Origin of the sequence: Rossellomorea oryzaecorticis, assembly GCF_038405515.1 — a bacterium.
GTDB lineage: Bacteria > Bacillota > Bacilli > Bacillales > Bacillaceae_B > Rossellomorea > Rossellomorea oryzaecorticis_A.
The window spans coordinates 91,048-115,199 of record NZ_JBBYAF010000004.1; the positions used below are offsets into that span (position 1 = coordinate 91,048).

Annotated in this window: 25 protein-coding genes; all 25 read right to left on the reverse strand. The window is 41.0% G+C overall.

What is annotated here, in order from left to right; translation table 11 throughout:
• Positions 1-95: 95 nt before the first annotated feature.
• The 25 genes from AAEO50_RS03270 to AAEO50_RS03390 all read right to left on the reverse strand — a co-directional run bounded on the left by AAEO50_RS03270 (position 96) and on the right by AAEO50_RS03390 (position 24,138).
• Complete coding sequence (locus tag AAEO50_RS03270; protein WP_341980381.1) at positions 96-1,805, reverse strand: proline--tRNA ligase; 1,710 nt, start codon at positions 1,803-1,805, stop codon at positions 96-98.
• 316 nt (positions 1,806-2,121) lie between these two features.
• A complete protein-coding gene (gene rseP / locus AAEO50_RS03275; RefSeq protein ID WP_341980383.1) occupies positions 2,122-3,381 on the reverse strand; it encodes an RIP metalloprotease RseP in 1,260 nt (419 codons plus the stop codon).
• 121 nt (positions 3,382-3,502) lie between these two features.
• Positions 3,503-4,648, reverse strand: a complete 1,146-nt coding sequence (gene dxr, locus AAEO50_RS03280) for a 1-deoxy-D-xylulose-5-phosphate reductoisomerase (RefSeq protein ID WP_341980386.1) — start codon at positions 4,646-4,648, stop codon at positions 3,503-3,505.
• Positions 4,649-4,683: 35 nt separating this feature from the next.
• Positions 4,684-5,469, reverse strand: coding sequence for a phosphatidate cytidylyltransferase (locus AAEO50_RS03285; protein WP_341980388.1), 786 nt, complete (start codon positions 5,467-5,469; stop codon positions 4,684-4,686).
• Entirely contained in the window at positions 5,469-6,260 is a 792-nt protein-coding gene (locus AAEO50_RS03290; protein ID WP_341980529.1) for an isoprenyl transferase, read from the reverse strand. The genes AAEO50_RS03285 and AAEO50_RS03290 overlap by 1 nt, the downstream gene beginning before the upstream one ends.
• Positions 6,261-6,725: 465 nt before the next feature.
• A complete protein-coding gene (gene frr / locus AAEO50_RS03295; RefSeq protein WP_341980390.1) occupies positions 6,726-7,283 on the reverse strand; it encodes a ribosome recycling factor in 558 nt (185 codons plus the stop codon).
• Positions 7,283-8,008, reverse strand: a complete 726-nt coding sequence (pyrH, locus tag AAEO50_RS03300) for a UMP kinase (protein ID WP_341980392.1) — start codon at positions 8,006-8,008, stop codon at positions 7,283-7,285. The genes frr and pyrH overlap by 1 nt, the downstream gene beginning before the upstream one ends.
• Before the next feature lie 92 nt (positions 8,009-8,100).
• Complete coding sequence (gene tsf, locus AAEO50_RS03305) at positions 8,101-8,982, reverse strand: translation elongation factor Ts (protein ID WP_341980394.1); 882 nt, start codon at positions 8,980-8,982, stop codon at positions 8,101-8,103.
• 209 nt (positions 8,983-9,191) lie between these two features.
• The gene (gene rpsB, locus AAEO50_RS03310; RefSeq protein ID WP_048004028.1) at positions 9,192-9,899 is read right to left on the reverse strand and encodes a 30S ribosomal protein S2; all 708 of its coding nucleotides are present in this window, start codon (positions 9,897-9,899) and stop codon (positions 9,192-9,194) included.
• Positions 9,900-10,056: 157 nt separating this feature from the next.
• Positions 10,057-10,596 carry a hypothetical protein gene (locus AAEO50_RS03315; protein ID WP_341980403.1) on the reverse strand — a complete coding sequence of 180 codons (540 nt, stop codon included), beginning with the start codon at positions 10,594-10,596 and terminating at the stop codon, positions 10,057-10,059.
• Between the two features lie 94 nt (positions 10,597-10,690).
• A complete protein-coding gene (locus tag AAEO50_RS03320; RefSeq protein ID WP_341980405.1) occupies positions 10,691-10,999 on the reverse strand; it encodes a hypothetical protein in 309 nt (102 codons plus the stop codon).
• A gap of 24 nt (positions 11,000-11,023) precedes the next feature.
• Complete coding sequence (locus tag AAEO50_RS03325) at positions 11,024-11,782, reverse strand: FliA/WhiG family RNA polymerase sigma factor (RefSeq protein ID WP_341980407.1); 759 nt, start codon at positions 11,780-11,782, stop codon at positions 11,024-11,026.
• 36 nt (positions 11,783-11,818) lie between these two features.
• Entirely contained in the window at positions 11,819-12,316 is a 498-nt protein-coding gene (locus AAEO50_RS03330; RefSeq protein WP_341980409.1) for a chemotaxis protein CheD, read from the reverse strand.
• Positions 12,313-12,948 (reverse strand): chemotaxis protein CheC, encoded by a 636-nt coding sequence (locus tag AAEO50_RS03335; protein ID WP_341980411.1) that lies wholly within the window; start codon positions 12,946-12,948, stop codon positions 12,313-12,315. The genes AAEO50_RS03330 and AAEO50_RS03335 overlap by 4 nt, the downstream gene beginning before the upstream one ends.
• A 10-nt stretch (positions 12,949-12,958) precedes the next feature.
• Complete coding sequence (locus tag AAEO50_RS03340; protein ID WP_341980413.1) at positions 12,959-13,405, reverse strand: chemotaxis protein CheW; 447 nt, start codon at positions 13,403-13,405, stop codon at positions 12,959-12,961.
• Between the two features lie 12 nt (positions 13,406-13,417).
• The gene (locus tag AAEO50_RS03345) at positions 13,418-15,478 is read right to left on the reverse strand and encodes a chemotaxis protein CheA (RefSeq protein WP_341980415.1); all 2,061 of its coding nucleotides are present in this window, start codon (positions 15,476-15,478) and stop codon (positions 13,418-13,420) included.
• A 15-nt stretch (positions 15,479-15,493) separates the two neighbouring features.
• Entirely contained in the window at positions 15,494-16,603 is a 1,110-nt protein-coding gene (locus AAEO50_RS03350) for a chemotaxis response regulator protein-glutamate methylesterase (protein ID WP_341980417.1), read from the reverse strand.
• A 1-nt stretch (position 16,604) separates the two neighbouring features.
• Positions 16,605-17,471, reverse strand: coding sequence for a MinD/ParA family protein (locus AAEO50_RS03355; RefSeq protein WP_341980419.1), 867 nt, complete (start codon positions 17,469-17,471; stop codon positions 16,605-16,607).
• Positions 17,452-18,621: a flagellar biosynthesis protein FlhF gene (gene flhF / locus AAEO50_RS03360; protein ID WP_341980421.1), complete on the reverse strand. Its 1,170-nt coding sequence runs from the start codon at positions 18,619-18,621 to the stop codon at positions 17,452-17,454. The genes AAEO50_RS03355 and flhF overlap by 20 nt, the downstream gene beginning before the upstream one ends.
• Positions 18,618-20,654, reverse strand: a complete 2,037-nt coding sequence (gene flhA, locus AAEO50_RS03365; protein WP_341980423.1) for a flagellar biosynthesis protein FlhA — start codon at positions 20,652-20,654, stop codon at positions 18,618-18,620. The genes flhF and flhA overlap by 4 nt, the downstream gene beginning before the upstream one ends.
• A 21-nt stretch (positions 20,655-20,675) precedes the next feature.
• Positions 20,676-21,758, reverse strand: a complete 1,083-nt coding sequence (gene flhB, locus AAEO50_RS03370; protein ID WP_341980425.1) for a flagellar biosynthesis protein FlhB — start codon at positions 21,756-21,758, stop codon at positions 20,676-20,678.
• A gap of 1 nt (position 21,759) precedes the next feature.
• The gene (fliR, locus tag AAEO50_RS03375) at positions 21,760-22,536 is read right to left on the reverse strand and encodes a flagellar biosynthetic protein FliR (protein WP_341980427.1); all 777 of its coding nucleotides are present in this window, start codon (positions 22,534-22,536) and stop codon (positions 21,760-21,762) included.
• Between the two features lie 4 nt (positions 22,537-22,540).
• Positions 22,541-22,810, reverse strand: coding sequence for a flagellar biosynthesis protein FliQ (gene fliQ / locus AAEO50_RS03380; RefSeq protein WP_341980430.1), 270 nt, complete (start codon positions 22,808-22,810; stop codon positions 22,541-22,543).
• A 13-nt stretch (positions 22,811-22,823) separates the two neighbouring features.
• A complete protein-coding gene (gene fliP, locus AAEO50_RS03385) occupies positions 22,824-23,489 on the reverse strand; it encodes a flagellar type III secretion system pore protein FliP (RefSeq protein WP_341980432.1) in 666 nt (221 codons plus the stop codon).
• Positions 23,482-24,138, reverse strand: coding sequence for a flagellar biosynthetic protein FliO (locus AAEO50_RS03390; RefSeq protein WP_341980434.1), 657 nt, complete (start codon positions 24,136-24,138; stop codon positions 23,482-23,484). Before AAEO50_RS03390 ends, fliP begins: the two co-directional genes overlap by 8 nt.
• Positions 24,139-24,152 lie beyond the last annotated feature (14 nt).

Sequence of the window (24,152 nt, forward strand, 5' to 3'; positions counted from 1 at the left end):
TACAAAATAATGTTTCGCGCATTATTAGCAATAAACGAAAGAAAAGGGCTGTCAGATAAGGATCATTGCTTCCCTAAAGGATCAGCCCTTTTTTATTAAGAAAGTGTTTCAAATAAACGGGTCAATGTGGACTGAAGTTCATCTTTGTGGACTTCAAGCATTTCACCTGTTTTTCTTACTTTTACTTCCACGATGCCTTCAGATGCCTTTTTCCCGACTGTTACTCGTACCGGAAGGCCAATCAAATCAGAATCAGCGAACTTAACCCCGGGACGTTCAGCACGATCATCCATAAGTACATCATAGCGATTCTTTTTAAGCTCTTCATAAAGTTCATGAGCCAGAGCTGATTGTTGTTCGTCCTTAAGATTGATCGGAATCAGGTGCAAGTCGTAAGGAGATAAGTTGGATGGCCAAACGAGGCCATTTTCATCGTTGAATTGCTCTGCCACAGCTGCAAGTGTACGTGAAACCCCGATACCATAGCAGCCCATGATGATTGACTGAGCACGGCCATTTTCATCAAGATACGTACTGTTCATGGCATCAGAATATCTTGTACCAAGCTTAAACACATGACCTACTTCTATACCTTTCGCAAAGACGATCGTTCCTTCGCCATCTGGTGACGGATCTCCCTCTTGAATGAAACGCAAGTCGCCGTATTGGGAAACTTGGAAGTCCCGTTCAGGGTTCACATTCATTAAGTGGTATCCTTCCTCGTTCGCACCAGTTACTCCATTACGGATATATTTAACAGCCTGATCAGCTATAACCTTTACCTTTTCATCTACCGAACAAGGACCGATCGAACCGACCTCGCACCCTATTATTTCTTTGGTTTCCTCTGCAGATGCAAGTTCGACTGTATTTGCGTTTAAGAAATTCTTAACTTTGATATCATTTATTTCATGGTCACCTCTGGAAAGAACCAGTACAAACTCTTCATCTACTTTAAACAGTAATGACTTGATACAATTCTCTTTACCGAAAGCAAGGAAAGAAGCGAGTTCTTCAATCATTTTGATACCAGGAGTAGATGTTTTTTCCACTTCTTTCATTTCTTCATCTGATAGTGAGTATGAATCCAGCACCTCTGCCATCTCGATGTTTGCTGCATATGCGGACTGATCGGAATAGGCGATTGTATCTTCACCCACTTCAGATAGAACCATGAATTCATGGGTATCCTTTCCGCCCATCGCTCCGGAATCGGCAATTACTGCCCTGAAATTCAGGCCGCAGCGCGTGAAGATATTCGTATATGCTTGAAATATTTGTTCATAAGTCTCGTCAAGACTTTCTGATGAAGCATGGAAAGAGTACGCATCTTTCATCACAAATTCCCTGCCTCGCAGCAAACCAAAGCGAGGTCGTTTTTCATCACGGTACTTCGTTTGGATTTGATATAGAGTGAGCGGAAGTCTTTTATAAGACTTAATTTCATCTCTCACTATACTTGTGATCATCTCTTCATGAGTGGCACCGAGTGCAAATTCACGTTCATGGCGATCGTTCATGCGCATTAGCTCAGGACCGTATGTGCCCCATCTGCCTGATTCTTTCCACAATTCCGACGGCTGGAGGGCAGGCATCAACAGTTCAGCCGCACCGGCCGCATCCAATTCTTCCCGCACTATCTCCTCTACTTTTTTCAAGACCTTTTTCCCTAAAGGGAGAAAGCTGTAGATCCCGCTTGCATTTTGCCTAATATACCCGGCACGCAGTAAAAGCTGATGGCTCTTGATTTCCGCGTCTGCCGGTGTTTCTCTAAGGGTAGGAATCAAAGTATTACGTTGCTTCATTTATTAGCACCTCAGTTACCAGATAATAGTTAGTTTAAATAATATGTAAATCATAAAAAAAGCGTAAGCGCTTGTTTTGCCCCGACAAGCGTTGGAGGACCGTCCGGTGAAGTTGCTCTTTGACTTCATTGGGCGGCCGTAATGGCTCCAGGGGCTAGGCGCCGGAGCTAGACAATTAAGAAAAGAACGGAGAAACACTCTCCATTCTCCTCTCTATTTTAGCGTAAATGAACAGGCAGTTCTACCCTCAGTTTTAGTTGGATGAGGTAGAAACTGCCTGAAAATCCTTCTATATCCTTTTAAAAGAAAGTATATCTTATAAAAAGAATCGTTGAATATCGTTCCACGTCACGACCAGCATCAGCACCATCAAGAGAGCAAATCCAACAAAGTGGACCATTCCCTCCATTTGGCGGTCGACGGGCTTTCCGCGCACTGCTTCTATAGCGAAGAAAAGAAGTCTTCCCCCATCAAGAGCAGGTATTGGAAGTAAATTCATAATCCCTAAATTGATACTCAAAATGGCTGCCCATCTCATCAAATAAAAGATCCCGGATTTGGCTACTACATCTGTAGACTGGTAAATCCCTACAGGACCTGACAGCGCGTCAATCGAGAACTCCCCTGATACAAGTTTACCTAGAAGTACAAATATCATCTTTGTCCATTCATACGTTTGCTCAGCGCTGTTGGTCACCACCTTCAATGGAGACTTTTCAACCGGGCTGTGAACCCCTATGATTCCGATTTCCTTGCCTTCTACTTCCTGAGGTTTTGGTGTAACTGAAATTTCCTGTGTGGTGCCCCCGCGCTCAACAGTGAACTTAAGTTCATCACCCGGATGTTTCTGAATAACGGTTACGATGTCTTCCCAAGTGGAGATTTCTTTCCCATCAATACTTTGAACAACATCATTCTTTTTGAGACCAGCTTCCCTGGCTGCACCGTCCTCAGTCAAGTTTCCAAGTACAGCATCGTTAGTAGGAACACCTTGCAGTAGTCCAACTAGTAAAAAGATAAAGAATGCCAGAATAAAGTTGAAAAGCGGACCGGCAAAGATGGCCATGGCACGTTTAGGAAGGGACTTCGAAGCAAATTGGCGATCCCACGGTGCTATTTGTGTTTCCACACCATCTTCAACAAACACTGCGTCACGTGAAATTTCATACTTTTTGATTACTTCTTCGTCATCCTCTTCATATCCCCGGATATAAAGACGGTGCTCTAAATCTGCATCTTCTACTTCAATTACGCGGATATTCGGATAGCGGTCCTTATTGTTCAGGACTATTTTCTTTATCTTCTCATCCCGGTCCAATACAAGACCTATTCTATGTCCAGCCTTCAGTTCTACCATTTCCGGGTCTTCCCCGGCCATCCGGACGAACCCTCCCAAAGGCAGGAGTCTTATGGTGTAAGTCGTCTCGTTTTTCTTGAAAGAAAATACTTTAGGACCGAAGCCAATCGCAAATTCACGGCATAATATCCCGGCACGCTTAGCGAATATTAAGTGGCCAAGTTCATGAAAAAATACTAAAGCGCCAAAAATAACGATAAAGGCAATTACTGTCTGCAAATAAAAAACCACCTTTTAATAACCTGGTATTCTCAGGCCTGATAAGTACAAGCATTGTGAAAAAAACATGTCTCATATAATACTACGTCGATGTACATGCAATCATGCACGAGCCTGCTATTTAAATCCACTGGGAAACGGTTAATCGAGTTCTTCTATCGATCTCGCGAATCGTCTCGAGATCAGGTTTCCGGATCACTTCATGTTCATTCAATGCTCTCTCTATCAACTCTTCTATTCCCAGGAATGATATTTTATTGTCCAGGAATAATGCTACCGCAGCTTCATTGGCTGCATTTAGCACTGTTGTCATGCTGCCCCCTGTGCGTCCTGCTTCATAAGCAAAACCAAGACACCTGAATCGCTCAAAATCCATTTTTTCAAAATGCAGCCGACCTATCTCAGCTAAGTCCAATCGCTTTCCACCCGGCCGATCCAATCGGTCAGGGTAGGTCAGTGCATATTGAATGGGTACACGCATATCCGGTGTACCAAGCTGGGCCATTACGGAAGTGTCATGGAATTGGATCATTGAATGAATAATGCTCTCCCTGTGCTGCAAAACATCAATTTTATCATAAGGTATATCGAATAACCAATGTGCCTCTATTACTTCAAGCCCTTTATTCATCATAGATGCTGAATCAATCGTAATTTTGGCCCCCATTGACCAGTTGGGATGATTGAGTGCTTCTTTTACCGTCACCCCAACAAGTTCATCTCTTGTGCGGTCTCTGAAACTTCCCCCTGAAGCAGTAATGACCAGCTTTTCGATATTCTTTTCTTGCTCCCCTTGAAGTGCTTGAAAAATGGCAGAATGCTCACTGTCGACAGGTAATAATGCTACACCTTTTTTTCTTGCTGCCTCCATTACAAGATGACCGGCAGTCACAAGCGTTTCTTTATTGGCGATCGCTATTGTTTTTCCCGCTTCAATGGCCTGCATTGTTGGATAAAGGCCCACACTTCCAAGCACAGCATTCACCAGGATATCTGCATCCTGATGACAGGCTACTTGTACTAATCCTTCTTCACCGTATAGAACCTTCACACTCAAAGGTACGTCCTTTTTAAGGATCTCTGCATCCTCTTCCCGTTGAACAGAGACAAGGGAAGGATTGAATTCAGCGATCATCTTTCTTGCGCCATCTATATTCTTGCCAACTGATAAAGCCGTCAGATTAAACTCGTCAGGATGTTCTCTAATTACATCGAGAGTCTGGGTTCCAATTGAACCGGTAGCTCCCATTAAACTAATTTTCTTCAAAACTTACACTCCTCCCGCAGCCCTTCTCAGTTCTTTTATAAAAGGAAATAAAGAAGGGGTAAAACAAATAAAAGACTGTCAAACCGATCCAGCATACCTCCATGTCCGGGTAATAAATGACCTGAATCTTTAACTTTATAATGACGTTTTAAAGCCGACTCTACCAAATCACCCATTTGACCAAATATAGATAGTATTGCTGTTACAACAATAAGCTTAGGAATGGACATTTCCAGGTCGCTGAAGAACGTCATGATCACTCCTACGATGACGGCACAAACCACGCCGCCCAGAAATCCTTCAACCGTTTTATTTGGACTGATATGCGGCCAAAGCTTTTTCTTTCCAATTGCTTTACCAATAAAGTAAGCCCCTGAATCTGTCGCCCAGATAATGAACAGAGCATAAAATACAAACTGAACGCCCTCTTCTAAACGGATTTCCATAAAGTAGTAATAGCCAATACCAACATACAGTATGCTCAATAATGAATATCCTACATCGTCAAATGTAAAGCGATTCTTCGTTATGACCGTATAGGTTAAAAAAATTAAAACGGCAAAAAACGAAAGTTCGATCTTTGAATAACCAAGATAGTGAATAACCCCTATGTAAATTTCAGGTATCAAGAACACCCACAGAATTGCCAAAGATAGTAATCCTGGTATGGAATAGATTTTGTGTCCTCTCATCTTCAGTGCTTCATAAAGGCTCACTGAAGCGATCAGGTACATTAATATGATAAAAGGAGATTTACCATAAAGGATGATAGGTAAAAAAACTGCCGCTGCAACAATTGCAGTAATGATTCTTTGTTTCATTATGATTCCTCACTTTGTAACCCGCCGAATCTTCTTGAACGACCTTGATATGCTTCAATTGCTTCAATTAATTGTTCTTTACCGAAATCCGGCCATAAACAATCTGTAAACCAGAATTCAGTATAAGCTAACTGCCAAAGCATAAAATTGCTCAATCGAATCTCACCGCTGGTACGGATCAGCAGATCTGGATCTTTCAATTCTTTTGTCATCAAATAATTAGAAAATACTTCCTCGTTTAATTGTTTTTCATCTAGTATACCATTTTGAACGTCTTTTAAGACATGTTTGATGGAATCCAGTATTTCTGCACGGCTCCCATAGTTCAAGGCGAAATTCAAGATAAGTCCATCGTTCTCCTTCGTCGCTTCAATTGCCTTGTTTACCGCCTTCAATGTATGTGGCGGAATGGCTTCTTTCGCCCCCATCATCTTCACCTGAACATTTTCCTCTATCAATTCAGGAAGGAAAGTACCGAGAAACTCTTCAGGCAGCTTCATTAAAAATTCCACTTCCATCTTCGGTCGTTTCCAGTTTTCAGTTGAAAATGCGTATAAAGTTAAAGCTTCTATACCTAACTCATTAGCCAGTTTGGTTATTCTGCGAACACATTTCATCCCTTCGTGGTGCCCGGCTACTCTAGGAAGAGCTCTTTTCTGTGCCCAGCGGCCATTACCATCCATGATAATAGCAATATGGCCAGGAATGGGATGCTTTAATAATTCCTGGAAGCGTTCATCAACATTTTCATTATTTTGTTGTCGTTTCCATTGTTTAAGCTTGTTTAGCATAAGATTTCCTCCACCAACAATCCAAAAAATATTTACCTTTACTATCATATCAAAAAACAAGGAAGATATCTTTAACAAAATCCTTTATGTTTCTTTCTTCACTAGTGTTAAAGGGTTAAGTTTTATAAAAAATCGCTTTTGAAATCCGCTGTTGATTTCCGTGCAAGACTTCGCTTTCCGCGGGCGGTTGGTGAGCCTCCTGTCGCTAAAGCTCCTGCGGGGTCTCACCTAACTCGCTTTTCCCGCAGGAGTCTTCGTCTTGCACTCCAATCAACAGCTGGAACCGGTTATTAACCATACCGGTTAGTAAAGGAACGATATATGTATTTGTAGTTATGCTGCACGTTAATCGAACATTTCTTTAATATTAATAGAAAAATTGATGTTATTTATTAGAAAAAGGGGCTGTCCCATAAGGAATATGAGTTCACTTATAGGCCAGCCCCTTAAATTCATATAGTTGAATTATACGTCTAAGATTTCTTTTTCTTTATCCTTTGTAATGCTGTCGATTTTTGCGATGCTCTCATCTGTAGCTTTTTGTACATCGTCAGAGAATCCGCGAAGATCATCTTCAGTGATATCTCCATTTTTCTCCTTCTTCTTTAAATCGTCATTAGCATCACGTCGGATGTTCCGAATGGCAACTTTCGCATCTTCCGCTTCTTTCTTCACTAGCTTAACAAGTTCTTTACGGCGCTCTTCTGTTAAAGCAGGGATAACAATGCGAAGGATATTACCGTCACTTGTCGGTGTAATTCCCAAGTCTGACTTTAGAATTGCTTTCTCGATATCACCTAAAGCAGATTTGTCATAAGGCTGAATAACAAGCATTCTCGCTTCTGGTATCGAAATACCCGCCAGTTGATTCACCGGTGTCGGAGCACCATAATAATCTACCGTGATCTTATCTAGTAAAGAAGCGTTGGCTCTTCCCGCACGTATGCTTGCCAATTCACGCGAAAAAGTTTGGATGGCTTTCGTCATTCTTTCATTGGCATTTGCAATAATCGTATTTGGCATTATGCTTTCCCCCTAACTATTGTACCGATATTTTCACCTGTAATGGCTCGTTTAATATTACCATCTTCCATTATTGAGAATACAATAAGCGGAATATCATTGTCCATACATAGTGATGAAGCAGTAGAATCCATAACAGCCAGACCTTCCTTCAGGACATCCAGGTAAGACAGTTCTTTGTACTTAACTGCCGTTTCGTCCTTTTTAGGATCTGCAGAATAAACCCCGTCTACATTGTTTTTCGCCATCAGGATTACTTCAGCCTCTATTTCCGCTGCACGCAGGGCTGCAGTAGTATCAGTGGAGAAGTATGGATTCCCCGTACCTGCAGCAAAAATAACAACCCGTTTTTTCTCAAGATGACGAATTGCTCTTCGTCTGATGTAAGGTTCTGCAACTTGACGCATATCAATCGATGTCTGAACTCTTGTCTCAATCCCGATTTGCTCCAGGCTGTCCTGCAGCGCAAGGGAATTCATAACGGTCGCAAGCATCCCCATATAGTCCGCTGATGCACGATCCATTCCCATTTCACTACCTATTTTACCACGCCAGATGTTACCTCCGCCAACGACAACGGCTATTTCCACACCAAGCTCTGCGATTTCTTTTACTTCTTCTGCCACGTTTTTTATCACTGAAGGGTTGATACCGAAACCGTCATTTCCTGCTAAAGCTTCTCCACTCAGTTTAAGAACGACACGTTTGTATTTAGGAACGCTCATGGGAACCTCCATATGTAGTAGAATTTTTCTTGAAAAATAGGGAACACGCTAGGTGTTCCCTACTTAAGAAATGTTTAACTTCCTTAATCCGATTACTTCTTAACTTGGCTCATTACTTCTTCAGCGAAGTTATCTTGACGCTTTTCAAGACCTTCTCCTACTTCGTAACGGATGAAGTCAGTTAAAGTAGCTTTGTTGGACTCAAGGTATTGACGTACCTTTTGGTCAGGGTTCTTAACGAACGTTTGATCAAGGATACAGATATCTTCAAAATATTTTCCAAGGCGGCCTTCCACCATTTTTTCAACGATATTTTCAGGCTTGCCTTCGTTAAGGGCTTGTTGTTTAAGGACTTCACGCTCACGTTCTACTTCTTCAGCAGAAACTTGGTCGCGTGAAACATACTTAGGATTTAAAGCTGCAGCGTGCATAGCAACGTCTTTCGCTACACTTGCATCAGTTGTACCTTCAACCACAGTAAGAACACCGATCCGGCCGCCCATGTGCAGGTACTCACCAAATGCTGCGTTATCACCTTTTGTGCGGATCTCAAATCGGCGTAAAGTGATTTTCTCACCGATCTTAGCGATAGCTGTGTTAATGAATTCAGTAACAGAAGAACCGTTAGCCATTTTTTGATCCATAGCTTCTTCTACAGAAGCTGGTTTTGTAGCTAGTAAGTGATCTGCAAGTTCCTTAACGAGGTTTTGGAAGTTTTCGTTTTTCGCAACGAAGTCAGTTTCTGCGTTTACTTCAAGGATAATAGCAGTGCTTCCTTCACTTGTAATGAAAGTTGTACCTTCTGCAGCGATGCGGTCAGCTTTTTTAGCTGCTTTCGCGATCCCTTTTTCACGAAGGAAGTCAATTGCTTTGTCCATATCTCCGTCAGTTTCTGTTAATGCTTTTTTACAGTCCATCATTCCAGCGCCAGTTTTTTCACGAAGTTCTTTAACCATTTGTGCAGTAATTGCCATAGTGGGTTTCCTCCTTAGTTTAACTATGTAGACTAAAATCATTTCAGCAAGCAGTCAGTAGTCAGTATAAACGATATAATACATGTTCATTCTACAGTTATTGAAGATGATTAGTCATTGAACGATACCCCTTGAATAAGAGACATCAGTTGGGCATACTCTTTAAAAAAAGGTGATAAGGGTAAGTCCCTCTTATCACCTTCTTAAAATTACTCAGCTGCTACAGCTGCTTCTTCACCTTGCTTAGCTTCTAAGATGGCATCTGCCATTTTACCTGTAAGAAGCTTAACTGCACGGATCGCATCGTCATTCGCAGGAATGACAACATCGATTTCATCCGGATCACAGTTCGTATCGACAATACCCACGATAGGGATATTTAATTTGCGAGCTTCAGCTACAGCAATACGCTCTTTACGAGGGTCGATGATGAATAATGCATCTGGCAGTGTATTCATATCTTTAATTCCGCCTAGGAATTTAACTAAGCGTTCATGTTCTTTCTTAAGTTGAACTACTTCTTTCTTTGGAAGCACTTCGAATGTTCCGTCTTCTTCCATCTTTTCGATTTGCTTAAGACGTGAAATACGCTTTTGGATTGTTTCGAAGTTTGTAAGCGTACCACCTAACCAACGTTGGTTGATGTAGTACATGCCTGCACGTTCTGCTTCATCTTTAACAGATTCTTGTGCTTGCTTTTTAGTACCAACGAAAAGAACTTTACCACCGTTACCAGCTAATTCTTTTACGAAGTTATAAGCTTCTTCTACCTTCTTAACAGTTTTTTGAAGGTCGATGATGTAGATGCCGTTACGCTCAGTGAAGATGTACCTCTTCATTTTTGGGTTCCAACGGCGAGTTTGGTGTCCGAAATGTACACCAGCTTCTAGTAATTGTTTCATAGAAATTACTGACATGTGTGTTTCCTCCTAATGGTTTTAATTTTTCTCCTCCGTTTCTGTCATCTTGCAGCAGAAACTATTCTTGTGAATAGCACCATCCACTCAATCGAGAAACGTGTGTAATCACACCATGAATACTATAGCATACCTCTTTTGCCCAAGCAAGAACTTCTTATGATTTTTGATTAAATTTTAATAGAAGTTCAATTTCTGTTTTTCCTTTTCCCATGCTTTTAGCTATTTCATCAATCGAAAGCCCTTTTTGCTGCAGAGTGATCACTTTGTTCACCAATGATTTTTCCTCATTTGCACTGCTTTCATCCGGAACAAGCGGGGACCATCCTCCCTCATCTTCATTCCCTTGGATTGATGCGGCCGGCTTATTATACGCTTTATAAGCATTAAGACGCTTATTGGCAGGTGAACCCGGTTCTTCAACCTTATGCTTTGAATCAGACTTTTGTTGTATCACTGTTTTACTTTGTGAAGCTGAATGTTCATCTTTACTTTTATGCAAGCTGGAAATAAAAGCGTCGTTTTCCTCCTTCATTTCAATTAGATAGGTTGATATTGTCTCTTCCATTTCTTGAAGCATCTTCCCTTGCCGCTTTTCTAAATCGATAAATCTGTTCTGTCTTGTATAAAGGATAATGATGGCAAGCAGGGAAATGATATTGAGCAGAAAAGAAATGATGAATAAAAATGTGGTCATTATATCACCTGATTATTTGAATTTTATTGCGTACAGTAAAAAAGACCGCCCTCTTAAGTATACATAATGGAACAGTCTTATTGCTGTTATGTACTTAGCCTGAGTAATCAATCTTTTTTCCCTTATAAGGATGGGAACGAACCTTTATTTCAACTGCTGTTGAATCAGAGCGCTGTTTGGTTTCAAAATGATCGTTCCCCTGGTGTTTTTCCCTGTGGAGACCAGCTTCTCCTTTGTGTTCAATTTCGGTTGCTGTATGTCTTTTCTTTCTCAGTTCTTTCTCCAATTCAATACTTGCGGCGCTCTGAGCCAAATGATTGTGAACATTATGCTGATCAGCCTGTTTTGCCGCCTCGAAAGTTCTCGGGAGAGCGACTTGCATTTCAATTGCCTTTAAACTCATATTTCATACCTCATTCCGAAAAGGTTAAGAGCTAAGCAGATTACGCAATTTAAAAATGGCTTTCGAATGTATTTGTGAAATCCTGGAGGTGGAAAGCTTCATGATTTCCCCGATTTCTGTAAGGGTTAATTCTTCTTTATAGAATAAACTTAACACCAGCTGTTCCTTTTCTGAGAGCTTACAGATCGTTTGTTCCAATTCAATCATCCTCTCACCCTTTAAAACTTCCTCTTCGGGAGAGATTGTTTTATCATCCTTTAACGAATAAGTTTGAGTGTCATGATCATCATCTGTAAGTTGATCATCCATGGAAAGGACATTTGCAAAGAAGTGTTCATTTGTTGTTTGATAAACATCCTCTGCCGACATCTCCAATTCATGAGCAACTTCTTCTGCAGTAACATGCCTAAGATGTCTTTGTTCAAGTTCAACAATTTTCGCTTCGATTCTTTTTGCTTTATCCCTGGTCGACCTCGGGAGCCAATCCTCTTTCCTTAAGCCGTCAAGAATGGCCCCCCTTACCCGAAAAGAAGCATATGTATCAAATTTCAAATCTCTTGAAGGATCGAATTTTTGAAGGGCGTCGAGCAATCCCATCAACCCAAGACTTTTAATATCTTCTCTCGAGACGTTCTTCGGCAGTCCGACTGAAATGCGCTGAACATGATAGGACACTAAGGGCATATATTTTTTCACTAACAGATCACCCGCATGTGTGTCACGGTTGGTTATCCATTTATCCCAATAGTATTGTTCTTCGGTTCGAGCGGGTTGCTGAGACATAAGACTCCTCCTCCTAATGATTTTTATGCGTTGAAGCTATAACCTTTTTGTTCCCTCATTTACGGTACGGACTTGAAGTGTACTATCTGAAACAAAGAATTCAATAGTCCTTCCTTTGTTTCCGCCCAGATCCTCACCGATGACCGGAATATTATTTTTCATCAGTACTTCTCTTACTGCTTGGATATTCCGGGGACCTATTCTCATCAATTCACTCTTTGATGAGAGTTGAAACATTTGAGCCCCCCCTGCCATTTTACACTTCAATCTGGGCGTGGCCGCACCCATATCCTTTAATCTGCGAATCAAGCATTCCACACCAGAATCGGCATATTTAGCTGCATTCAGCGGTTTCTCTTTTGCAATCGAAGAACTTGGAAGCATGACATGTACCATTCCGGCTATTTTCACAAAATCATCATATAAGACGACACCCACACAAGATCCCAATCCGGAAGTTCGAATTGACCCATTTTCTTTCACTGTATTCATATCAGCGATACCAACTTTGACGACAGTATGAAGTTCGATCATAGGTGAACTCCCAATGAATGAAAAATGATTTCAAGAGAATCTGGATCAGGGAGTAGAAAGAAATGTCCATTTACACTTTCTGAGTCAGCTGCCGTCACCTCTTTTAAAGCAGTATCGATTACAATTGCATAATCACTCACCTGTGAAATCTCCATCAAGCCGAAACCGATGAGGGCCCCTGCCATGTCCACTGATAATGATGGTACGGACGGCAGTAAGTTTAGTTGTGTAAAATCCGATAGGGATGATAAATAAGATCCGGAAAGAATATTCCCTAATTCCTGCATTGCTGAAAGACCCAATTCGGATGGAGGAGAATCATCAAAGGAAAAATGTTCATCATGGATCATGGATTTTATAAATGCCGATGCTTGTTCAAGAGGAAGCATAAAAAACATGCTGCCAGGCGCATCTCCTTCAATCCGCAGAAAGACACTAACGACGACCTTGTCGGCTCCCCCGGCCATTTCGATCATTTCATCAAAAGAAACAATTTTCACTCTTGGAACTTTCATATCTATCTGTCTATTTAATAATGTCGATAAGGCGGTGGCTGCATGACCAGCCCCGATATTACCAACTTCCTTTAAAATATCGAGATGCATTGAGTTGATTTTTTGTTCGTATCCCATAAGTTTTCTCCTATAATGACTGAAGGATCTTGTCCAGTTGCAGTAAAATAAGTAATCTTCTGTCTTGCTTGACTACCCCGCCTATATATTCAGCCTCCACTACACCAACTACTTCAGGCGGCGGTTCAATACTGTCTCTTGATACGTCCAATACATCATTGGCAGCATCGACAATCAGTCCTACTTCTTTATCCTGGAGTCCTGCAATAATCACCCGGGTACCATCCGAAGGCTCAGCCGGCGTTAAATCGAACTTAGATCTCAAATCTATGATCGGAGTCACAACTCCGCGCAAATTAATGACCCCTTTCACATAGGGGGGGGTTTTTGGCACCCTGGTAATATACTGCAGTTTCTCGATTGACCGCACTTGATTAACAGGAATGGCATATTCTTTATCCACTAATTGAAACACGATCAGCTTGAGTTCTTCTGTTAATACTGTCATTTCACTCATTGCCTCTACCTCCTATTTGATTAATGCATTACAATCAACGATCAACGCTACCTGTCCATCACCAAGAATGGTGGCACCGGAAATGGCAAATACTTCTGTTAAATAATTCCCTAACGATTTCAAGACGATTTCCTGCTGCCCAATAAAGGAGTCGACAACCAATCCAGCCATCTTTTCACCTTTCCGGACAATTACTGTGGAATAAAATTCTTCGTCTTCAATTTTTTCTTTCGGCACATCAAAAACGTCTTCAAGAAATACTAAAGGCACTACTTTCCCTCTGAAATCGATCACTCTTTGGTTATGTGCATTCATAATCTCATCTTTTTTCACAATGGCCGTTTCGATTATTGACGATAGCGGGATAGCATATTTTTCTTTCCCGATTTCAATAAGCATCACCGAAATAATAGAAAGTGTTAAAGGCAGTTGAATGGAAAACAGTGAACCCTGTCCTTCCGTAGAGTCAATGGTGATCGATCCGCCAAGGGACTCGATCGTTGCTTTCACGACATCCAGTCCGACACCCCTTCCTGAAATATCAGAAATTTGTTCTGCCGTAGAAAAGCCGGAAGCTAATATCAACTCATAGATTTGACGGTCTGTCAGTGTGACCGCAGTTTCTTCACTAACAATCCCTTTTTGAATCGCTTTTTCTAAAACCCGCTGGGTATTGATGCCCGCTCCGTCATCTTCAAGTTCAATAAATACATGATTTCCGCTATGGTAAGCTTTAAGCTTGACCGTACCTTCTTCCGGTTTACCATTTTTTATACGGATATCCGGCTTTTCAATCCCGTGGTCAATCGCATTGCGGATCAGGTGGACCAATGGGTCCCCAATCTCATCAATGACTGTACGATCCAATTCCGTTTCAGCTCCGATTATTTCTATGTTGATTTTTTTATTCAAATCTCTGGCAAGCTGACGCACCATACGCGGAAAACGATTAAACACTGTTTCGACCGGAACCATCCGCATATTTAGGATAATCGTTTGTAAATCACCCGAAATTCTTGTCATTCTTTCAACCGTTTCATTTAATTCCGGATCATCCAGGTCCTTGGAAATCTGCTCCAGTCTTCCGCGGTCAATAACCAGCTCTTCAAATAAATTCATCAAAATATCCAGTCGTTCGATATTTACGCGAATCGTTTTATTTGAAGTGCTCGATTTTGGGGATTCTTTAGAAGAATTCGAGTCTTTGATAGACTTTTCTTCGTTTACAGAAGGATTCACTGTCTTACTTTCAGGATTTTGCTCTTCTTCTGCTTTTGTATCTACTGAATTCTGGCTTTGGAAGTTTTCATGTGTTATTTCTCTAACCTCTACTTTTTGAACCTCAGACACCTTCATTACTTTCTTTTCCAGGTCTAGGGGGCTGTCATTCGTTACGATTGTAACGATAAAAGATTGATCGAACTGTTCTTCTTCAAGTCTATCGACGGTCGGGTCAGATTTGATCACTTCCCCGATTTTCTCTAAAACTTCAAATACCATATAAACTCTGGCTGCTTTAAGAAGACAATCCTCCCTCAAAGATACTGCCAGCTCATAACACTGCATTCCCTGTTCAAATGATTGTTCAATGACAGTCTGTTCATATGCTTCATAATGAATGGAAGAAGCATTGTCTTCCACAGCTGACGCGGCTGTTTCTTGAACTGCCATCGTCTGGGAAGAAGGTATTGTTTCTCCGTTTTCGATTGCTTGCAGCATAGTAACAACTTCAGTCACATCTTTTTTACCGTCCCCTCCATTTGAAATAGAAAGGACCATTTCTTCGAGATCATCCACTGATTTAAATACAACGTCCAGGATTTCAGGGGAAACATGTATCTTTTCATTTCTGATCCCGTCCAGGACATTTTCCATTTTATGAGTAAGATTTGCTAAATCTTCGTAACCCATCGTGGCCGACATCCCTTTTAATGTGTGAGCTGCTCGAAATATTTCATTTACGATTGATAGATTCTGAGGATTCTTTTCAAGTTCAAGTAATTGTTCGTTACATGTTTGTAAGTTTTCTTTGCTTTCTTCTATAAACACTTCTAAATATTGACTCATTTCCATGTGCTTCACACCTCTCTATACCATGTACTTCATAATTGATTGAGCAATTGCCTCGACAGTCACAACTTCATCTGAAAGATTTGCATTTATCACCGATTTCGGCATTCCGTATACGATGCAAGTTTCATGTGACTCTGCGATTGCCAATACACTGCCGGACTCCTTTAGCCTTTTCAACCCCTGTGTACCGTCTGAACCCATGCCTGTCATAATGACAGCAATTTTATTGTAATCATCGATTCTGCCCGCTGATTCAAATAAAACATCAACAGAAGGACGATGTCCTTTACGTGGGTTTTCTTTATTTAGTTCGACCTTAAGCCCTGACTCGGATTGCATTACTTGCATATGAAATCCGCCGGGGGCGATATAAGCAGTACCTTTTTGGAGCAGCTCCCCATGTTCAGCTTCTTTTACCCTGATGCTTGAAAGCGAGTTTAATCGTCCGGCCAATGATTTAGTAAAACCTGGAGGCATATGCTGAACGATGACCACAGGTGCATCTAAGGAGAAAGGTAAGTCAGTCAGCACATGCTGCAATGCTCTTGGTCCACCTGTAGAGGTTCCGATCAGAATGATCCTTGGCTTATGGTTGTCACTGAAATTAGAAGAAGAACCTTTCTTTATATCAAGATCTTCTTTTCCCAAAACGGTTTGTCGTTCAATGCTCGCTTTGTTTTGAACAGGTACTGATGAAGCCGGTTTGTTAAATAGTTTCGTGATTGATACTTGACTCGCTGACAACACCTTGCGCACGATTTCGTCCTGGATTTTATGTAAGTCAAGTGAGATTGTACCGGAAGGCTTGGCAATAAAATCAACGGCACCGAGCTGAATAGCTTTAAATGTTTCTTCTGCACCTTCTTTGGTGGTGGAGGAAAGCATGACTACCGGCAACGGGTGCTCGTCCATTATTTTCTTTAAGGCTTCAATCCCATTCATTATTGGCATTTCAACATCAAGGGTCATCACGTCAGGTGAAAGTTTTTTTATCTTCGCGATCGCATCTTCCCCATTACGGGCAATTCCCACAACTTCCAGCTGTTCTGAAGTTGATAGAAAATCACTGATCAGCTTTCTCATAAATGCAGAATCATCCACAACGAGTACTTTTTTCTTCATCAACTTACCTCCTGAAAAATAAGTTCTTAATATTTTTCAAGAACGAAGGTTTCGCGTTTTGAAATTCCAATTTATCAGCTTCAGAGAGAAAGTTGCTTGCAAGGGATTGTAAACTGACTGTAATCGGCGCACGCGGAAAACATTTTATCAAGGGCGTCTGCTGGCTTACTGCTTTTCTCACCGCAGGGTCTTCCGGTAAAGTTCCCAAGGATATCACTTCCTTGTTCAAAAATTTCCTTACCGTTTCTTGCAATCTCGAAATGGTCAACACCCCTTCTTGCTTGTTATCAGCACGATTACAGACAAGATAGAATTCTTTCTCCCCGTCTCTCAGATGGATGTATTTCATCATTGAGTATGCATCGGTGATAGAAGTCGGCTCCGGTGTTGTAACAACCATTATTTGTTCCATCGTTAAAAGTAGATTTAATGTTTCTTTAGTCGCGCCCGCTCCCATATCAAACACAATATAGTCATACTTTAGAACCAGATAGTCTAGCGCATCAAAAAAACGCTCTTTCTGCTCTTCCTTCCACTCTACTATATTTTTAAGTCCATTACCGCCGCTAATATAGGAAATTCCATGAACATTTTCACAGATCACATCCTGAATCACTAGTTCTTTTTCCTCAATATAATCCATGATCGAGTATTTGTGATAACTGCCTAACAATATGTGGATGTTTCCCATCCCAATATCCATATCAAACAACAGAACCTTCTTATCAGCCTCGCCTAATAAAATGGAGAGATTGGATGAGATGTTAGACTTGCCTACTCCGCCTTTTCCACTTACAACACCGATCGTCTTTGCAGGAGCTGTTGAGTTTAGAAGCATTTTTTGCCTTAAATTATATGCCTGATCTTTCATAATTGAACCCTTTCAGAAGTAAATCTCCAATTTTTGAAGCATCTACTTCAGTAATATCTTCCGGAACATCCTGACCTGTTGTGATATAGGCGATACCGGTCTTTGTTTCGGTGATGATATTTACCATTGATCCATAGCTTGATGTTTCATCAAGCTTGGTGAAGATAAAGCGGTTGATATCAATAGAAGAGAACTGTTTAATGATTTCTTTCATGTCACTTTCTTTACTTGTAAGAGATAATACAAGGAATGTTTCCATTTCGCGATCGAAATCTATAACCGTTTGAAGATCCTCTACATACTTTTTTTCCCTGAAATTCCTTCCAGCCGTATCAATGAAGACATGATCGAAATCCTTGAATTTCTCAACGGCCTTTTTGTAGTCATCCAGTTTATAGACTACTTCCACTGGAACATTCAGCAGTCCGGCATAAGTTTTTAATTGTTCAATAGCTGCAATTCTATAGGTATCTGTCGTTATGAAGCCAATTTTCATTCTTTTTTCAATCACAGCTGCTGCGGCCATTTTTGCAAGGGTCGTTGTTTTTCCAACCCCTGTCGGTCCGATGACATTGATATATTTTTTATCATAGCTTATACCACTCATTGGAAGACCACTTACCGCATTTTTCAAAAAGTGTCTAGCCTCCATAAGTAATGAATCGTTCAACCCTTGTTTGCTTTCATTCAGAAATTTCAACCGGTCTTTCAAATGGTCTCCTGCCTGCAATAGCAGTGACTCATTGACCCCATGGTTTTGGAGATGAATCAATATTTCACGAATCGAAGAATCATATCTTTCGAATTGGTTATTTGATTTAAATGAAGCAATCATGTTTTTTAACTCTTTCAACTCTTGTTGAACAGATCCATCACTTATATTCTGTATTTCTCTGGATGCTCCTTTTATTAAAGGAGCGGAATTTTGTACAACAGGCTGTGAACGCTGCCGTTTCATTTCCGCTTTTTCTTTTTCTATACCAGGATCGACTGCAGCTATGACTTCAACCATTTTTTTCTTGAATAAACCAAAAACACCGCCTGAATGTGTTACTTTCGAATTTAATATGACCGCATCTTCCCCCAAGTCATTCCTGACTTTTTTCATGGCTTCATTCATAGTCGGTGCTGCGTATTTTATAACCTTCATTCTATATTCACCACCCCAACACTTTGTACTTCTACATTTGCTTCTAATTCGTTATAAGACAGAATCGGCACTTGCGGGAAATACCTCTCTGTTAATTGTCTAACGTACATCCTGACCGCAGGTGAACATAAGATAATCGGAGATTCTTCCATTAATGATAATTGTTCGATCTGAGAAGCTACGGATTCCAGTACCCGCTGAGAATCATTCGGGTCCATTGATAGATAATTACCATGCTCTGTCTGCTGTATGGAGTCTGCAATCAGTTTTTCTGACTTTCCGGACATGGTGACGACTTTAAGAGACCCGTTATCCTGAACATATTGATTCGTAATTTGACGGGCAAGCGCCTGTCTTACATATTCTGCAAGTAAATCAGTATCAGAACTCATTTTCGAAAAGTCTGCGAGAGTTTCAAATATGATCGGCAGATTACGAATCGATACATTCTCTTTTAACAGTTTAGCCAGTACTTTTTGAACTTCACCGACAGACAATGGGTTAGGGGTGACCTCTTCAACCAGAATAGGATATGATTCCTGAAGATGATCGATCAACTGTTTTGTCTCCTGTCGCCCAAGAAGCTCGTGTGCATTCGTCTTTATCACTTCCGTAATATGAGTGGATACGACGGATGGGGGATCTACCACTGTGTACCCGAATATTTCTGCCTGCTCCTTCATTTCCTCTGAAATCCATTTTGCAGGAAGACCGAATGATGGTTCGATTGTGTCAATCCCTTCGATTGAATCATCTTCAACTCCAGGACTCATGGCTAAATAATGATCCAGCAATAGTTCACCGCGTGCCATTTCATTTCCTTTGATTTTCAATCGGTACTCATTTGGCTGCAGCTGGATATTATCCCTTATTCTAACTACAGGAATGACCAATCCTAACTCTATCGCCAACTGCCTTCTGATCATCACGATCCGATCAAGCAAATCTCCTCCCTGATTTGTATCAGCAAGGGGGATTAAGCCGTAGCCGAACTCGAATTCAATCGGATCGACATTAAGAAGATTCACAACACTTTCCGGACTCTTCATTTCATCCGTTTCTACTTCTTCTTCCATTGCTGCAATTTCCGTTTCACTTTCAGCAGGGGTGCGAGAAAGCATGTAACCTCCAAATGCCATCGCCGCAGCAATAGGTATTGTCAATATATCATCAATGGGTGTTGCCACCCCAAGCATGAAAATAGTAAACGCGGCAACATAGAGCATGAACGGATAAGCTAAAAGCTGATTCATGATATCCTGTCCAAGATTCCCTTCCGAAGCGGCGCGGGTTACGACAATCCCCGTAGCTGTTGATATCAATAAAGCTGGTATCTGACTGACAATCCCATCACCGACAGTGAGAAGCGAATAGCGCGTCGCAGCCTCCCCGATCGGAAGTCCCTGCTGGGTCATACCGATAACGATTCCGAAGATCAGGTTGATCATGACAATGACAATACCTGCTATCGCGTCTCCTTTTACGAACTTGGAAGCACCATCCATTGCACCATAAAAGTCAGCTTCCCTGCTGATTTTTTCTCTTCGATGTCTGGCATCGTGTTCCGAAATCATTCCTGCATTCAAGTCTGCATCGATACTCATTTGTTTACCGGGCATTGCATCAAGAGTAAACCTTGCTGCTACTTCAGACACACGTTCTGAACCTTTCGTAATAACAATGAATTGGATGACGATCAGGATCACGAATACGACGAGTCCTACTAATACGTTTCCGCCAACCACGAATGTTCCAAACGTTTCCACAACGCCCCCTGCTTCTCCTTTACTGAGAATTGATCTCGTTGTGGAAACATTTAGACCTAAACGAAAAAGTGTAAGCAGCAGTAATAATGACGGAAATATAGAAAATTGGAGCGGCTCATTCATATTCATGGAGGTTAGGAGCACTAAAAGAGCAAGTGAAATATTAATAATGATCAGCACACTCAGCATCCATGACGGGAAAGGAATGATAAGCATTGCAACAATCAATATGACACTGGCTAATACGGATAAATCTCTTGCTGACATACTAATACTCTCCTAACATTCTTACAATTTGTTTTTGATTCGATATACATAGGCCAGAATTTCAGCAACTGCTTTGAAAAATTCTTCCGGGACTGTATCTCCTATTTCAGCTGCATCATAAAGGGACCTGGCCAATGGACGATTCTCCACCATCACAACTTCATTTTCTTTCGCTATATATTTTATCTTTTGCGCCAGATAGTCTACTCCCTTCGCAACAACATAGGGAGCGTCTCTTTTGCTTTCATCATATTTCAGTGCAATCGCAAAGTGAGTAGGGTTTGTAATCACAACATCTGCCTGCGGGACTTCCTGCATCATACGGCGCATGGCCATTTCCCTCTGTCTTTGTTTGATTTTCGACTTGATCAAGGGGTCACCTTCGATATTTTTATGTTCATCCTTCAAATCCTGCTTTGACATCCTGATATTCTTTTCAAAATCATATTTCTGGTAAAGATAATCAAAAACTGATAGAAACAACAGCGCAAAAGAAGCGGCTATTCCCATCTGAACGGCAAGTTTGGCCATCGTCACCAATGAATCCCCTACCGATTTGAAAGATAAACTAAGCACTTCCTCAATATTCATCCATAGAATGACGAACGTGATTGCACCGATAAAAGAGATTTTTAAGATCGATTTTAATAACTCGACAATGGCTCTCATCGAAAAAATACGCTTGAAGCCCTTAATCGGATCGATTTTTTCAAGCTTGGGCTCAAGCGGTTTTGTCGTAAACATGACGCCTACTTGAATATAGTTGGATACGATTCCTGCAAGCATTGCAACTAACATGATCGGTCCAAGCAGCAAGGCAAGCTCCTTCATTAAATCAAGAGTGATTACCTGAACAGTATTTTCGGTTAGTTCCATCAGCATATATTCCTGAAAGGAATGACGGAACAAGTCAAATACAATATTTCCGATATAAGAGGCACCAAAGGTTAAAAATAAAAAAACGGCCAGGAGGATGATGGCTGTATTAACATCCTGACTCTTTGCTGTCTGCCCTTTTTTTCTGGCATCGTCCCGTTTTTTGGGTGTCGCTTTTTCAGTCTTTTCACCGCTGAAGAACTGTAAATCTAATGTTAACCACTGCACTTTACGAGCCTCCAATTAACTTCATTAAATCTCTCATCGTCACGAACATCATTTCAAATAATTCCTGCATGACTGCAAACATAACACCCATCACAATAAAAAGGACGATAAATGAAACCGCAATTTTTATCGGGAAACCTACTACAAATACGTTAAGCTGAGGCACAGTCCGTGCAACAATCCCCAATGCAACATCAACCAGAAAGAGAGTGGCTACAACCGGTATCGACATTTGAAAAGCGATGATGAACATTGAGTTGAATGCTTTCACTATATATTCCATCAACAGTCCATCGCCAAACGGGATCCAAGGGCTGTCTATCGGCATGAGCTGATAGCTGTAAAAAATACCGTCAAGAATTAGATGGTGCCCATTCAACGCGAGCAGTAATAAAAGGGAAAAAGTGTATAGGTACTGTCCCATTAATGGGCTTTGAGCACCCGTCTGGGGATCAATGACATTCGCAATGGCAAATCCCATTTGAAAATCAATGAATCCGCCGGCTATCTGGATCGCGGAAATGATCATATACGCAGCAAAACCGATTAATAGGCCGATCATCGCTTCTTTCATCACCAGAAGAAAGTACTGACCGTTGATTTCAAATGCTTTTGAATCAATCGTATAATACATCACCCATGAAAGAACCAATGAAAAAGCAACACGATGCTGAGCTGGTATATTTCGGTAAGAGAATAAAGGCATGGTGACGAAAAAGGCTGAAACTCTTACAAATACCAGTAGAAATACCGATAAAACAGGTACGAGATCTTCCATTCTATTAACCTACAAACCTGGTTAAATCGGAAAATATCTGAGATGAATAGGTAACGATTTTCGTCAGCATCCATGGGCCGAAAAAAACGATACCGATTAATACAGCGACAATCTTCGGAATAAACGCAAGCGTCTGTTCCTGAATCTGAGTTGTCGCCTGAAAAATACTTACGATCAGTCCCACTACCAGGGCAAGCAGCAATAATGGACCTGAAACGATCAAGGTTACATAAATTCCTCGTTCAGCTAAAGCTATAACAGATTCGGCATTCATAAAACTCACCTACTTAAAAACTTTCTAAAAGAGATTTAACGACTAGGTACCAGCCATCCACCAATACAAAGAGCAAAATTTTAAATGGTAATGATATCATAACCGGCGGAAGCATCATCATCCCCATCGACATCAAGACACTGGCCACCACCATATCTATAACGAGAAAAGGAATGAAAATCATGAAACCGATCTGGAAAGCTGTTTTGATTTCACTCAATGCAAATGCAGGAACAAGGGATGTCATTGGGATATCCTCAATCGATTCCGGTCTTTCTGCACCTGAGTAATTTAAGAAAAGTTCTAAATCTTTTTGTCTTGTATGTTTACTCATAAACTCTTTAAACGGGACAGCTGCTTTCTCATAAGCTTGTTCAAGATTTATTTCTTCATTAAAAAGGGGCGTCAAAGCCTGGTCGTTAACCTCCTGGAAAGTAGGAGCCATAATGAAGAAAGTCAGAAACAGAGAAATCCCTATTAAAACTTGATTAGGAGGCATCTGCTGAGTTGCCAGTGAAGTCCTAACAAACGAAAGGACAATCATGATACGTGTAAAGGATGTCATAAGGATGAGTATACTTGGTGCCAGAGAAAGGACCGTAAATAATAGTAAAAGTTTTACGCTGGTGGAGACAGAATCCGCTGAGCTACTATTAAAAAACTCCATGAATTCATTCATCTGAATGATTCTCCTTACCCTTTAAATCCTTTAACATCTTTTTTCTTCCTTTACTCATTTCTTCCAGCTGTGTTTTAAGGTGGGATTGAAAAGAGCTTGACGAAGCATCCGATTGGCTGCCTTTTACTTTCATCAGCATGTTAGAAACCAAAGTTCTTGGATCACTCATTTGTTCCGTTCCGCTATTATAAAAAGCAAATATCTCTTCTTTCTCTTTTTCGTCCTGGACCTCTTTCAACAGCTGAATGTCTTCACCAACTCCTAAGACCAATACCTGATTTCCGATTTTCACAATTTGGACTGAACGATTGCCCCCCAGGGGTGTACCGCCCAAATTATTAATTATTTTCGTCTGTTGGAATGATCTTCCTTTTTGATTGATGAATTTTAAGAGGAAGTAAATGAGTGCCACCACAAAAATGAGGGCCGCTACCATTTTCACATAATCAAAAAAGGTGACTGTCGGAGCTTGATTCTCAATAGACTCCTCTTTAGGAGAAGAAGGATCCCCTTCCTTCTCCCCATCATTTTCTGCTGGCTTTTCATACCAATCATCCACAGACTTCATATTGGCAAGCGCTGTTGATTCTCCAGAACCTGCCAGTATGAACATCAATACTAAACTTACTACTAGTTGAAGCTTCTTCAATCCATACACCTTCT

Excerpts from the sequence above, each read along its gene's own strand:
- AAEO50_RS03325 (WP_341980407.1), bottom strand. The coding sequence starts at position 11,782 with ATGTCTCAGCAACCCGCTCGAACCGAAGAACAATACTATTGGGATAAA.
- rpsB (WP_048004028.1), bottom strand. The coding sequence starts at position 9,899 with ATGTCAGTAATTTCTATGAAACAATTACTAGAAGCTGGTGTACATTTC.
- AAEO50_RS03330 (WP_341980409.1), bottom strand. The coding sequence starts at position 12,316 with ATGATCGAACTTCATACTGTCGTCAAAGTTGGTATCGCTGATATGAAT.
- fliR (WP_341980427.1), bottom strand. The coding sequence starts at position 22,536 with ATGGAAGATCTCGTACCTGTTTTATCGGTATTTCTACTGGTATTTGTA.
- pyrH (WP_341980392.1), bottom strand. The coding sequence starts at position 8,008 with ATGAGCGTTCCTAAATACAAACGTGTCGTTCTTAAACTGAGTGGAGAA.
- flhA (WP_341980423.1), bottom strand. The coding sequence starts at position 20,654 with ATGTCAGCAAGAGATTTATCCGTATTAGCCAGTGTCATATTGATTGTT.
- fliP (WP_341980432.1), bottom strand. The coding sequence starts at position 23,489 with ATGAATGAATTCATGGAGTTTTTTAATAGTAGCTCAGCGGATTCTGTC.
- AAEO50_RS03320 (WP_341980405.1), bottom strand. The coding sequence starts at position 10,999 with ATGAGTTTAAAGGCAATTGAAATGCAAGTCGCTCTCCCGAGAACTTTC.
- AAEO50_RS03270 (WP_341980381.1), bottom strand. The coding sequence starts at position 1,805 with ATGAAGCAACGTAATACTTTGATTCCTACCCTTAGAGAAACACCGGCA.
- AAEO50_RS03335 (WP_341980411.1), bottom strand. The coding sequence starts at position 12,948 with ATGGGATACGAACAAAAAATCAACTCAATGCATCTCGATATTTTAAAG.
- tsf (WP_341980394.1), bottom strand. The coding sequence starts at position 8,982 with ATGGCAATTACTGCACAAATGGTTAAAGAACTTCGTGAAAAAACTGGC.
- AAEO50_RS03285 (WP_341980388.1), bottom strand. The coding sequence starts at position 5,469 with ATGAAACAAAGAATCATTACTGCAATTGTTGCAGCGGCAGTTTTTTTA.
- AAEO50_RS03340 (WP_341980413.1), bottom strand. The coding sequence starts at position 13,405 with ATGAGTGAAATGACAGTATTAACAGAAGAACTCAAGCTGATCGTGTTT.
- AAEO50_RS03345 (WP_341980415.1), bottom strand. The coding sequence starts at position 15,478 with ATGGAAATGAGTCAATATTTAGAAGTGTTTATAGAAGAAAGCAAAGAA.
- AAEO50_RS03315 (WP_341980403.1), bottom strand. The coding sequence starts at position 10,596 with ATGACCACATTTTTATTCATCATTTCTTTTCTGCTCAATATCATTTCC.
- AAEO50_RS03355 (WP_341980419.1), bottom strand. The coding sequence starts at position 17,471 with ATGAAAGATCAGGCATATAATTTAAGGCAAAAAATGCTTCTAAACTCA.
- fliQ (WP_341980430.1), bottom strand. The coding sequence starts at position 22,810 with ATGAATGCCGAATCTGTTATAGCTTTAGCTGAACGAGGAATTTATGTA.
- flhF (WP_341980421.1), bottom strand. The coding sequence starts at position 18,621 with ATGAAGGTTATAAAATACGCAGCACCGACTATGAATGAAGCCATGAAA.
- AAEO50_RS03290 (WP_341980529.1), bottom strand. The coding sequence starts at position 6,260 with ATGCTAAACAAGCTTAAACAATGGAAACGACAACAAAATAATGAAAAT.
- frr (WP_341980390.1), bottom strand. The coding sequence starts at position 7,283 with ATGCCAAATACGATTATTGCAAATGCCAATGAAAGAATGACGAAAGCC.